General features: G+C 60.1%; 11 protein-coding genes. 9 read left to right on the top strand and 2 right to left on the bottom strand.

What is annotated here, in order from left to right:
- Positions 1 to 11: 11 nt before the first annotated feature.
- Both BLU07_RS13440 and BLU07_RS13435 read right to left on the bottom strand, forming a co-directional pair.
- A complete protein-coding gene (locus tag BLU07_RS13440; protein ID WP_092387747.1) occupies positions 12 to 314 on the bottom strand; it encodes a cell division protein ZapA in 303 nt (100 codons plus the stop codon).
- On the bottom strand, positions 311 to 529 hold the full coding sequence (locus BLU07_RS13435; RefSeq protein ID WP_092387745.1) for a TIGR02449 family protein: 219 nt from the start codon (positions 527 to 529) through the stop codon (positions 311 to 313). Before BLU07_RS13435 ends, BLU07_RS13440 begins: the two co-directional genes overlap by 4 nt.
- Positions 530 to 618: 89 nt before the next feature.
- Between BLU07_RS13435 and BLU07_RS13430 the strand changes: the two genes are divergently transcribed.
- The 9 genes from BLU07_RS13430 to gcvP all read left to right on the top strand — a co-directional run bounded on the left by BLU07_RS13430 (position 619) and on the right by gcvP (position 12,390).
- Complete coding sequence (locus tag BLU07_RS13430; RefSeq protein WP_231701640.1) at positions 619 to 1,191, top strand: UPF0149 family protein; 573 nt, start codon at positions 619 to 621, stop codon at positions 1,189 to 1,191.
- A gap of 17 nt (positions 1,192 to 1,208) precedes the next feature.
- Entirely contained in the window at positions 1,209 to 2,537 is a 1,329-nt protein-coding gene (gene pepP, locus BLU07_RS13425; RefSeq protein WP_092389874.1) for a Xaa-Pro aminopeptidase, read from the top strand.
- The gene (gene ubiH, locus BLU07_RS13420; RefSeq protein WP_092387743.1) at positions 2,534 to 3,724 is read left to right on the top strand and encodes a 2-octaprenyl-6-methoxyphenyl hydroxylase; all 1,191 of its coding nucleotides are present in this window, start codon (positions 2,534 to 2,536) and stop codon (positions 3,722 to 3,724) included. The genes pepP and ubiH overlap by 4 nt, the downstream gene beginning before the upstream one ends.
- A gap of 17 nt (positions 3,725 to 3,741) precedes the next feature.
- Positions 3,742 to 4,998: an FAD-dependent monooxygenase gene (locus tag BLU07_RS13415; protein ID WP_092387741.1), complete on the top strand. Its 1,257-nt coding sequence runs from the start codon at positions 3,742 to 3,744 to the stop codon at positions 4,996 to 4,998.
- A gap of 101 nt (positions 4,999 to 5,099) precedes the next feature.
- Positions 5,100 to 6,101: an extracellular solute-binding protein gene (locus tag BLU07_RS13410; protein ID WP_092387739.1), complete on the top strand. Its 1,002-nt coding sequence runs from the start codon at positions 5,100 to 5,102 to the stop codon at positions 6,099 to 6,101.
- 83 nt (positions 6,102 to 6,184) lie between these two features.
- The gene (locus BLU07_RS13405; protein ID WP_231701639.1) at positions 6,185 to 7,822 is read left to right on the top strand and encodes an ABC transporter permease; all 1,638 of its coding nucleotides are present in this window, start codon (positions 6,185 to 6,187) and stop codon (positions 7,820 to 7,822) included.
- 107 nt (positions 7,823 to 7,929) lie between these two features.
- Positions 7,930 to 9,015 (top strand): glycine cleavage system aminomethyltransferase GcvT, encoded by a 1,086-nt coding sequence (gene gcvT, locus BLU07_RS13400; RefSeq protein ID WP_092387737.1) that lies wholly within the window; start codon positions 7,930 to 7,932, stop codon positions 9,013 to 9,015.
- A 35-nt stretch (positions 9,016 to 9,050) separates the two neighbouring features.
- Positions 9,051 to 9,431, top strand: a complete 381-nt coding sequence (gcvH, locus tag BLU07_RS13395; protein ID WP_092387735.1) for a glycine cleavage system protein GcvH — start codon at positions 9,051 to 9,053, stop codon at positions 9,429 to 9,431.
- A gap of 76 nt (positions 9,432 to 9,507) precedes the next feature.
- Positions 9,508 to 12,390, top strand: coding sequence for an aminomethyl-transferring glycine dehydrogenase (gene gcvP / locus BLU07_RS13390; RefSeq protein WP_092387733.1), 2,883 nt, complete (start codon positions 9,508 to 9,510; stop codon positions 12,388 to 12,390).
- Positions 12,391 to 12,417 lie beyond the last annotated feature (27 nt).

Below are 12,417 nucleotides of genomic sequence, written 5' to 3'. Positions count from 1 at the left end.
TCATGTGCGCATCACGCCTGATGGCGGGCCAGGGCCTGATCCAGACGGCTGACCAGGTCGGTAATCTGCTGTTGCTGGCTGTTCAGTTCAACGTCTTTCTGCCGTCCGCCAGTGAGCATGTCATGGCTGATATTCAGGGCTGCCATGACCGCAATGCGTTCGACGCCGATGACTTTGCCGCTGTTGCGAATGTCACGCATGGTCTGGTCCAGGTGGCGGGCAGCCTGTTCCAGGTTGCTGCGTTCTTCCGGCGGGCAGCTGACGCGATACTCTTTATCGAGGATATGCAGGATGACGGTTTGTGGCTCGCTCATGAGTCATGCTCCAGAGATTTCAGACGAAGAATCATGGCTTCGACCTTCTGGCGGGCCAAATCGTTCTTTTCAATTAACTGCAATCGTTCTTCACGCCAACTGCGTTCCTGCGCCAGCAAGTGCTGATTCTGCTGTTGCAGACGATCGCATAGCGCAATCAGTTCGCTCACCCGCAGGCTCAGGGTGTTGATATCCGGTTGATCCGTTGGCGCCATCTTGTTTTCCCTGGAATTGGCCAATTGTTGAGGCAGACCTATAGAATATCCACCTATCCATGCATCCGGCAATGAGAGGCCCGCACCCTATGGCACTGATGCCCGCCGTTTACGAGTATGACCGTTATGCTGAACTCTGCAATGATCTGGCTGCAGTTGGTCACCCGGCCGAGCTGCACGGCCACCTGGTTGGCCGTCTGGCGGCCGGCACGCGACTGGATCATGCAAGCTGGTTGCGCGTGGCGCAAGAGCTGCTGGATGGCCGGGCCAGTCTGGCAGAAGCCGGCAAGGTCATGCTGATTCAGTTACATGATGCCACTTTGGCGCAACTGACAGGCAGCGGCTTTGAGATTACTCTGCTGTTACCTGATGATGATTCGCCCATTGCCTTGCGCAGCCAGGCACTGGGGCAGTGGTGTAATGGTTTTCTCGGCGGCTTTGGACTGGTTGAGCGGGAAGCCGAACTGAGTGAAGAGGCCAATGGTGTGCTGCATGATTTTGCTGCCATAGCACAGATTCAGGCCGAGGCTGACGACAGTGAAGCCAATGAAAGTGATTACATGGAAGTCATGGAGTACGTGCGCATGGCCTCATTGATGTTGTTCAGTGAGTGCCAGCCAGCCGACAAGGGGCAGCCAGAACCGCCCGCCGCATTGCATTGAAACAAACCGAGGTACGCATGCAGATCAGCAAGCAGGAGTTCAGTCGCCGGCGCAAAGCGTTGATGAAACAGATGGAGCCCAACAGTATTGCTGTGCTCCCAGCCGCACCGGTATATATTCGCAACCGTGATGTGGAGCACAATTACCGCCAGGACAGCGACTTCCAGTACATGACCGGTTTTCCCGAGCCGGAAGCCGTCGCGGTCTTGCTGCCTGGTCGTGAGCATGGCGAGTATGTGTTGTTCTGTCGGGAAAAAGACATTGAGCGTGAACTCTGGGATGGCTATCGCGCTGGTCAGGAGGGGGCGGTGACCGAGTATGGCGCCGATGATGCCTTTCCGATCAATGACATCGATGACATTCTCCCCGGTCTGATCGAAGGGCGTGAAAGGGTGTATTACGCCATGGGCGCCAATGCCGATTTCGATCGTCGCCTGACCGGCTGGATCAATGTCATTCGCAGCAAGGCGCGCCTGGGCGCTCAACCGCCGAACGAATTCGTTGCGCTGGACCATCTGCTGCATGATATGCGCCTGTACAAAAGCGCCAACGAGATCAAGGTCATGCAGGCGGCAGCACAGATTTCTGTCGAAGCACATATCCGTGCCATGCAGATCTGTCGCCCCGGCCTCTTCGAGTATCAGTTGGAGGCCGAGCTGCAACATACGTTCATGCACCACGGTAGCCGCTCCCCCGCCTATGCTTCGATTGTCGCTTCCGGGCGCAATGCCTGCATCCTGCACTACACCGAAAACACCCGACAACTTCGTGATGGCGATCTGGTGTTGATTGATGCCGGCTGCGAGCTGGATTGCTATGCCAGCGACATAACTCGGACTTTTCCGGCCAGCGGCCGATTCAGTGCCGAGCAGAGAGCTATCTATGACATTGTGCTGGCAGCCCAGGAAGCTGCCTTCGAGGCCATTGCGCCGGAGCGCCACTGGAATGAATCCCATGAAGCCACGGTACGGGTCATTACCCAGGGACTGATTGACCTGGGATTGCTGCAGGGCGAGCTGGATAACCTGATCGCCAGCGAAGCCTACAAGCCCTTTTACATGCACCGTGCTGGCCACTGGCTGGGTATGGATGTCCATGATGTGGGTGACTACCGTGTGGGTGGAGAGTGGCGCGTGCTGGAGCCCGGCATGGTGATGACGGTCGAGCCGGGTATCTATATTTCTCCCGATAACACGGCCGTGCCGCGCAAGTGGCGCGGCATCGGTGTGCGAATAGAAGATGATGTGCTGGTGACCCGGGATGGCTATCAACTGCTGACGAGCGGGCTGCCGCGCACGGCGGACGAGGTCGAGGCCAGCATGGCTGCTGCCGGGGTGGCGGCGTGACCAGCATCAGTATCGTCGGTGGCGGCATGGTCGGCGCCAGCCTGGCGCTGGCCCTGCAGGCCGGCGCCAGGGATGCAGGTTGGCAGATCAATCTGATTGAGGCACAGCCACCCAAAGCCGGTGGTTATCAGCCCAGTTACGATGCCCGCTCTACGGCATTGTCTCAGGGTAGCTGTCGCCTGTTCGAGCAATTGGGTATCTGGAAGCGACTGTCCGAGCGTGTCGAGCCGATTGCGCATATTCACGTCTCTGACCAGGGCCATCCGGGCATTACCCGGCTGGCCGCGCGTGATGAAGGTGTGCCGGCCTTGGGCTATGTAGTGGACAATACCTGGTTGGGCGAGGTGCTGCTGCAGGCGCTGGATACCTCGGTGGTTCAATGGCTGGCACCGATGCAGGTGACTGCTGCCCAGCCCCGGGCGGGAGGCTATCAGCTGACGCTCAATGCCGCAGAGGGCGAGCAGACCCTGGAAACCGACCTGCTGGTCGTCGCAGATGGCGGGCGCTCCGGCCTGCTCGACAGCCTCGGTGTGCACCGCCACCAGCGCCGGTACGGTCAGACCGCGATCATCGCCAATATCACCAGCAGCAAGGGCCATCAGGGCGTAGCCTATGAGCGCTTTACTCCCAATGGGCCGCTGGCCTTGTTGCCGCTCAGTGACCAGCGCAGTGCGCTGGTCTGGACCCTGCCGGAAGATCAGGCGAACGATGTCCTGGCGCTGGCGGATAATGAATTCCTGCAGCAGCTGCAGCAAGCCTTTGGCTATCGCCTGGGCGGCCTGATCCGGGTTGGCGAGCGTCATGCCTATCCGCTCAGCCTGATTGAGGCTGCCGAGCAGGTACGCCCTCACCTGGTGGTGCTCGGCAATGCCGCTCACAGCCTGCACCCAATTGCCGGTCAGGGGTTCAATCTGTCACTGCGCGATACGCTTGCGCTGGCCGAGCACTTGTTGGCTGCCGCTGACCAAAGAAAAAATCCTGGTGACTTGTCCCTGCTGCAGAGCTACTGGCAACAGCAGCAAGGCGACCAGCAACTGACAGTGGCTTTCAGTGATCGTCTGACCCGGTTGTTCAGCAATCGCCAGCCACTGCTGACTGCCGGGCGCAATCTTGGCCTGCTTGGCCTGGATTTGCTGCCGCCGGTCAAGCACCTGCTGGCGCGTCAGGCAATGGGGCTGAAAGCCTGATGACTCAAGGAGCGCGTATGGCGTCGGACTATGATCTGATAATTGTCGGAGCGGGCATGGTCGGTAGTGCTCTGGCCAGTGCCTTGCAGGATGCTCGCCTGCGGGTGGCCCTGCTCGACGCGCAAGCACTGCCGAGTGATTTCCCGGAGCCGGCGGTGGCGTCGGGATTCGATGCGCGGGTCAGCGCCCTGAGCGCTGCCTCGGAGCACCTCTTGCGTCACCTGGGTGCCTGGCAGCGTCTGCCGGCAGATACCGCTTTCGCCTATCAGCAAATGCAGGTATGGGATGCTGAGGGTACCGGGCATATCGGCTTTACCGCGGCGGCGCTGAATGAGCCGCGGCTGGGCCATATCATTGAGAATCGACATATACAGCAGGCGTTGCAGGCCAGTATCGATAACACCCGGGTCAGCCTGCTGGGCGGGCGCAAGGTCATCACGCTGGTGCGCGAGGACGATGCATGGCGGCTCAATCTGGAGACCGGAGAATCACTGCGCGCACCGCTGATCATTGCTGCCGATGGTGCTCGTTCGCGCCTGCGGGACCTGGCCGGCATGGCCACCCGTGAGTGGGATTATCTGCATCACGCGCTGGTAACCACAGTAGAAACCACCGAAGCCCATCAGGCGACTGCCTGGCAGCGCTTTTTGCCTAGTGGCCCGTTGGCCTTTCTGCCACTACCTTCGCGTGGCGGCCGGCATTATTGCTCGATAGTCTGGTCGTTGTTGCCGGATGCGGCGGATGCGGTTATGGCAATGGATGATGCCGCGTTCTGCCGCGCCCTGGGTGATGCTTTTGAGCAGCGTCTGGGACCGGTTTTATCGGCTGATCCGCGTCAGCGTATTGCGCTGCGCCAGCGGCATGCCAAAACGTATGTGATGCCGGGGCTGGCACTGATTGGTGATGCTGCGCACAGCATCCACCCGCTGGCCGGGCAGGGGGTGAATCTGGGGTTTCTCGACGTGGCGGTATTGGCCGATGTGCTCATGCAGGCAGGTCGTCGTGGCGAAGCACTGTCCGGGCTGGCCGTTTTGCGACGCTACGAGCGGCAGCGGATGGGCAGTAATCTGGCAATGATGGCGGCGATGGAAGGGTTTCAGCGACTCTTTCATGCCGATGCCTTGCCGTTGCGCTGGCTGCGCAACGCGGGGATGAACCTGGTCGATCAGCATAGCCAGGTCAAGGCCCGTTTGATGCGACAGGCGATGGGGCTGCAGGGCGATTTGCCGCCGCTGGCGCGGGACCCGGCACTGTCGGTAGCCAGCGGATACTGAACATGGGTAGAACTGACGGAACTGCAAAAAGATAAGCTGTTGCTAATTTTAATGCCAATCATTATCATCTGTGTATCGCTTATCTGACCTGAGGTTCTTCCATGTCTTGCAAACCTGTTGTCGCTGCCGCCACGCTTGCCCTGACTGCTTTTGCCGGTTTTGCCCAAGCCAAGGAGCTGGTGGTCTACTCGTCGCGCCAGGAGCACCTGATCCGGCCGGTGTTCGAGTTGTATACGGAGAAAACCGGGGTTGAAATCAACTACATCACCGACAGCGAGGCGCCTTTGATGGCTCGCTTGAGTGCCGAAGGCGCCAACACCCCGGCTGACCTGTTCATAACCGTTGATGCCGGCAACCTCTGGCAGGCTGAGGAAATGGGGCTGTTGCGTTCGGTGAAGTCGGACGTGATCGAGTCCAACATCCCGAGTCAGTACCGGTCTTCCAACGGACATTGGACCGGCCTGTCACTGCGCGCCCGGACCATTGCCTACTCTACCGAACGCGTCGATCCGGAGATGTTGAGTACCTATGAAGCCCTGGCTGACGAGCAGTGGCACGGTCGCCTGTGTCTGCGCACTTCGAAAAAGGTCTACAACCAGTCGCTGACTGCCACCATGCTGGAAACGCTGGGTGAAGACAAAACCGCTGACGTGATCGGCGGCTGGGTGGCCAATACGACAGTGCCGATTTTCTCCAACGATACCTCTCTGCTGGAGGCGATTGACGCTGGGCAGTGTGACCTGGGCATCGTCAACACCTACTATTTCGGTCGTCTGGAAAAAGCCGACCCGGATATCAATGTCGCGCTGTTCTGGCCCAATCAGGATGACCGTGGCGTCCACGTGAACATTTCCGGTGCCGGGGTTACCCGTCATGCCAAGCAGCCGGAAGAAGCGGTCAAGTTCCTCGAGTGGTTGACTACTGAAGAGGCTCAGCGAGTCTTTGCCGATGTCAACATGGAGTTCCCCGCCAATGAGGCGCTGGCGCCTGCAGAAGATGTTGCTGCCTGGGGTGAATTCAAGGCTGACACCATCAATGTCGAAGTTGCCGGTCGCCGTCAGCCGGAAGCCATCATGCTGATGGATCGGCTGAACTGGAACTGAATCACGCTGCTAGCCGCTGATCAATTCCGCTATACTGCTCGCCCGGCCATGCGCCGGGCGATTGTATTTAACGCGGAGAGCCTGTGTCCCGTCACCCTCTGACCTCTAACCGCCGCTGGCGCCTGACTGTATACGGTCTGGCCGCACTGGTGCTGATGCCGATTGCAGTGATACTGCTGAGTTGGCAAAGCGTGGACAACCAGATTTGGAGTCATCTGCTGCAAACCCAGCTGTGGCGGCTGGTAACCAATACTGTGGTGCTGGTATTGGGCGTCGGGGTCGGGGTTACCCTGTTGGGGGTCAGCCTCGCCTGGCTGGTCAGTCTCTGTGAGTTTCCCGGTCGACGCTGGCTGGATTGGGCGCTGATGCTGCCCTTTGCGATTCCCGCCTATGTTCTGGCTTTTGTCATGATCGGTCTGCTGGACTTCTCCGGCCCGGTGCAAAGCCTGATGCGTGAGTGGCTTGGCCCGCAGGCCGGGCTGCCGCCGATCCGTTCCACTGGTGGCGTCATCGGTGTGCTGGTTCTGGTGTTCTATCCTTACGTCTATTTGCTCGCGCGCAGTGCCTTTCTGGCCCAGGGGCGCGGGCTGATGGAAGCCTCGCGAATTCTCGGCATGACTCCGTGGAAAGCCTTTTGGCGAGTGGCCTTGCCGATGGCGCGTCCGGCCATAGGTGCCGGCGTGGCTCTGGCGATCATGGAGACCCTGGCTGATTTCGGTGCCGTCTCGGTATTCAATTTCGATACCTTTACCACCGCTATCTACAAGACCTGGTATGGCTTTTACAGCTTGTCTACCGCCACTCAGCTGGCCAGCGTCTTGTTGCTGTTCGTGGTCCTGGCCTTGTTCGCCGAGCGCCGTGCGCAGGGCAGCAAACGTTTCCCCGGAGCTGACAAGCCTCGTCAGGGCGTGCTTTATCGCCTGAGCGGGCCCAAAGCCTGGCTGGCTACCGGCTATTGCCTGCTGATATTGGCGATTGCCTTTGTCATTCCGCTGACGCAACTGATCTTCTGGCTGTTTGAAGGCGGTTTGCAGGAGCTGGATCAGCGTTATTTGCGACTGATCCGCAACACGCTGATTCTGGGCGCTATTGCGGCCTTCATTACCGTGCTCGGAGCGACTCTGCTGGTGCTTGGCCGGCGCCTGCAGCCCAGTCGTCGGGTGAAGAGCGCGGTTTCGGTAGCCAACCTCGGCTACGCGTTACCCGGCTCTGTGTTGGCAGTAGGCATCATGTTTGCCTTCAGTTTTCTGGACAACCAGTTGCTCATTCCGCTGCGTCAGTGGCTGGGCAATGACGCAGCCGGCCCTTTGCTGATGGGAAGCCTGTTTGCCTTGTTGCTGGCCTACCTGATCCGTTTTATGGCGGTTGCCTACGGTCCACTGGATACGTCACTGGCGCGCATTCGGCCATCTTTGCCGGAGGCGGCGCAGAGCCTGGGGCAGTCGGGCTTTGCCGTGTTCTGGCGGGTCTACCTGCCGTTGCTGCTGCCCGGTGTGCTCAGTGCAGCCCTGCTGGTCTTTGTCGATGTACTCAAGGAGATGCCGGCAACCCTGCTGATGCGGCCTTTCGGCTGGGACACCCTGGCCGTGCGTATCCACGGCCTGACCGTGGAAGGGCAGTGGGCTCGTGCCTCCCTGCCGGCGCTGACGCTGGTCGTCGTCGGCCTGTTGCCGGTGATCATTCTGATCCGGCGTTCCGGCCGCAGCGTGCACAACGGCTAGGCCCGGGATGCGGCTTTGTACCGCCGGCTGTCACGCCGGACTGCACAAAGCCCCCTGAATGCGGCTACAATTGCGCCTTTCCGACCCCCGATCTGAAGGATGTCCGAATGGGTATGCGCACTCCGCTGTATGACAAACACCTGGCCGCCGGCGGCAAAATGGTTGATTTTGGTGGTTGGGACATGCCTTTGCACTATGGTTCACAGCTGGAAGAACATCACCAGGTACGGCGTGAACTGGGCGTGTTCGATGTGTCGCACATGACGGTGGTGGATGTCAGCGGCAGCGAGGCCAAAGCCTATCTGCAATACTTGCTGGCCAATGACGTGGCGCGGCTGAGCATCGACGGCAAGGCGCTGTACAGTGGCATGCTCAATGAGCAGGGCGGGGTGATTGATGATCTCATCGTCTATCTGTTCGCCAGCGGGTATCGGGTGGTAGTCAATGCCGCCACGCGGGACAAGGACCTGGCCTGGATGCAGCAGCAGGCGGAGGGCTTTGCGGTTACCCTGCGCGAGCGGGATGATCTGGCCATGCTGGCTGTGCAGGGGCCGCGCGCACTGGATGTATGCAAGAGCGTGGTGACTGATGCGCGCGCCGCCTTGATCAATGATCTGAAACCCTTCCAGGGGCTGCCGGAAGGTGACTGGTTTATCGGGCGCACCGGCTATACCGGCGAAGACGGTCTGGAAATCATCTTGCCTGCCGAGGAGGCGCCGGCGTTCTGGGATGCTTTGCTGAAAGCGGGTTGTGCCCCTTGTGGCCTGGGAGCTCGCGATACCCTGCGGTTGGAGGCCGGTATGAACCTGTACGGGTCGGATATGGATGAAAGCGTTTCGCCGCTGGCGGCCAATATGGCCTGGACCATCGCCTGGGAACCGGCCGAGCGCGAGTTTATCGGTCGGGAAGCACTGGCAGCCCAGCGCGCCGCCGGTGATCAGCCGAAACAGGTGGGGCTGATTCTGCAGCAGCGCGCGGTTTTGCGCGGCCACCAGACAGTGATTGTGCCCGGTGTTGGCGAGGGTGAAATCACCAGTGGCAGCTTCTCGCCGACGCTGGGCTGTTCGATTGCGCTGGCGCGTGTGCCGCGGGAAACCGGCAGCACGGCTCAGGTCGAAATTCGCGGCAAATTACTGGATGTACAGGTGGTCAAACCCGGTTTCGTCCGTCATGGGCAACCGTTGCACGGTTGAGCCAAGTATTTTTTTACTGTTTCGAGGATATCAACATGAGCACTATTCCCGCCGAATTGCGCTACGCCAGCAGTCATGAATGGGTACGCGAAGAGTCTGATGGCACTCTGACCATCGGCATTACCGACCATGCCCAGGATCTGCTCGGTGACGTGGTTTTTGTCGAGTTGCCCGAGGTTGGCCGCACGGTCAGCGCTGGTGAAGAGTGTGCGGTAGTGGAATCGGTCAAAGCCGCTTCCGACATCTACGCACCGGTGAGTGGCGAAGTAATTGCCATCAATGACAGCCTGGATGAGGCCCCGGAAGCCGTCAATGGCGACCCCTATGGCGAGGCCTGGTTCTTCAGAATCAAGCCCAGTGACAGTAGTGAACTGGACAAGTTGCTGGATGCCGAGGCCTACGGCGCCTCGATCTGATCCATGGTCCGATCTTGCTGCAAAGCCCTGAGCTATTTCAGGGCTTTTGTATTTATTACCCCGAGCAGGTACCCCGATGAGTCATACCCCAAGCCTTACTGACCTCGAACAGACTGACGACTTCATTCGCCGCCATATCGGCCCGGATGCAGCCGAACAACAAGCCATGCTGGACACCCTGGGTGCGCCCTCGCTGGCTGAGCTGATTCGACAAACGGTGCCACAGAGCATTCTGCGCGATGACCTGCTCGGTTTGGCTGGCCCCCGCAGTGAAGCCGAGGTGCTGACCTACCTGAAGGGGATCGCGAGCAAGAATCAGGTGTACACCTCGTGCATTGGTATGGGATATCACAACACCCTGACGCCGACAGTGATTCTGCGCAATGTGCTGGAAAACCCGGGCTGGTATACCGCCTACACGCCTTATCAGCCGGAAATTGCCCAGGGCCGCCTGGAAGCCTTGCTGAACTTCCAGCAGGTGACCATCGACCTCACCGGCATGGAGCTGGCCAGCGCCTCCTTGCTGGATGAAGCCACGGCTGCGGCCGAAGCGATGGCGCTGGCCAAGCGAGTGGCCAAGAGCAAGAGCAACCTGTTCTTTGTCGACCATGACTGCCACCCGCAGACCATCTCGGTAGTCTGCAACCGTGCCGAGGCTTTTGGTTTCGAAACCGTGGTTGCCGATGTGTCGACCCTGGGTGAGCATGAGGTCTTCGGGGCGTTGTTCCAGTATCCGACGACATGGGGCGACATTCGTGATCTCAAACCATTGATCGAGCAGGTCCAGGCACAGAAAGGCCTCGCTTGCGTCGGTGCGGATCTGCTCAGCCTGGTCCTGCTGACGCCGCCGGGTGAGCTGGGGGCCGATGTGGTGTTTGGCAGTGCCCAGCGCTTCGGTGTGCCCATGGGGTACGGCGGCCCGCACGCCGCTTTCTTTGCTACCCGTGATGCCTACAAGCGGGCCATGCCCGGCCGGATCATCGGCGTTTCGGTGGATACCCGCGGCAACCGTGCACTGCGTATGGCACTGCAAACCCGCGAGCAGCACATTCGCCGCGAGAAGGCCAACTCGAATATCTGTACCGCCCAGGTACTGCTGGCCAATATTGCCAGCTTCTATGCGGTCTACCATGGCCCGGAAGGCTTGCGGACCATTGCGCGTCGGGTCCAGCGGCTGACTGCGATTCTGGCTGAGGGGCTGGCTGCGGCCGGCATCGAGCGCGTCAATCAGCACTTTTTCGATACCTTGACGCTCAAGGTGCCAGGCCGTGCCGGATCCATTGTCGAGCGCGCTCGCAATGCCCGGATCAACCTGCGGCTGATCGATGCCGACACGCTGGGCGCAAGCCTGGATGAAAGCACCACGCGCAGCACGGTCCAGACCCTGCTGGCCTGTTTCGTTGGTGATAGCCACGGCCTGGCCGTAGCCGAGCTGGATGCTGCGATCACTGGCGAGCCGGGCATACCGGCCGGGTTGCAGCGCCAGTCTGCATTCCTCGCTCATCCGGTGTTCAACAGCTATCACTCGGAAACCGAGATGCTGCGCTATATCAAGTCGCTGGAAAACAAGGACCTGGCGTTGAACCACTCGATGATTCCGCTCGGTTCCTGCACCATGAAGTTGAACGCGACCACGGAAATGATCCCGATTACCTGGCCCGAGTTCGGTCAGTTGCACCCCTTCGCGCCACTGGCCCAGGCTGAAGGCTATCAGGTGATGATTGCCGAGCTGGAAGCCATGCTGCGCGAGATTACCGGTTTCGATGCCATTTGCATGCAACCCAATTCCGGCGCGCAGGGCGAGTATGCCGGGCTGTTGGCCATTCGGAAATTCCATGAGGCAAACGGGGAAGGGCATCGCAATATCTGTCTGATTCCGACGTCGGCGCACGGCACCAACCCGGCTTCAGCGATGATGGCCAGCATGCGCGTAGTGCTGGTCAACTGCGACGAGCAGGGCAATGTGGATGTTGCGGACCTGCGGCAAAAAGCGGCTGACAACGCGGCCAACCTGTCCTGTCTGATGATTACCTACCCGTCGACCCACGGCGTATACGAAGAGGGAATCCGTGAGATCTGCGCTATAACCCACGAGCATGGCGGTCAGGTGTACATGGATGGCGCCAACCTGAATGCTCAGGTCGCGCTGACCCGTCCGGCAGATATTGGTGCCGACGTATCACACATGAACCTGCACAAGACGTTCTGTATCCCGCATGGCGGCGGCGGCCCGGGTATGGGGCCGATCGGAGTCAAGGCGCATCTGGCGCGCTTCGTTGCCAACCATCCGGTGGTGCCGCTGGACGGTCCGCACCCGGGCAATGGCGCAGTCAGCGCCGCGCCCTGGGGCAGCGCGAGCATTCTGCCGATCAGTTGGACCTATATTGCGTTGATGGGGGCGTCTGGCCTGCGCCAGGCCACCGAAGTGGCGATTCTGAATGCCAACTACCTGGCCAAGCGGCTCGGCGAGGCCTATCCGGTGCTCTACAGCGGTCGAAATGGACGTGTAGCGCATGAATGCATCATTGATATTCGCCCGCTCAAGGCGGCCTCGGGTATTACCGAGGAAGATGTTGCCAAACGGCTGATGGATTTTGGCTTCCACGCGCCGACCATGTCTTTCCCGGTCGCCGGCACGCTGATGATCGAGCCGACCGAGAGCGAGTCCAAGGCCGAGCTGGATCGTTTTGTCGATGCCATGTTGAGCATCCGCAGTGAAATCAGCCAGGTCGAGCAGGGCGAGTGGCCGGAAGACGATAATCCGTTGCGCCATGCCCCGCACACCCTGGCCGACATCACTGGTGACTGGGAGCGGCCTTATTCCCGGCAACAGGCGGTATTTCCGCAAGCCTGGGTGGCGGCCAACAAATTCTGGCCGTCGGTGAACCGTATCGATAACGTCTACGGCGATCGCAACCTGTTCTGCGCCTGCCCGCCGATCGAGTCCTACGAAGGCTGAAGCGCAAAGCGCCATCCGCCGGGTGGC

The organism is Halopseudomonas salegens, from assembly GCF_900105655.1.
Classification (GTDB): Bacteria; Pseudomonadota; Gammaproteobacteria; order Pseudomonadales; family Pseudomonadaceae; genus Halopseudomonas; species Halopseudomonas salegens.
This window is presented reverse-complemented; position numbering and strand designations above follow the sequence as displayed.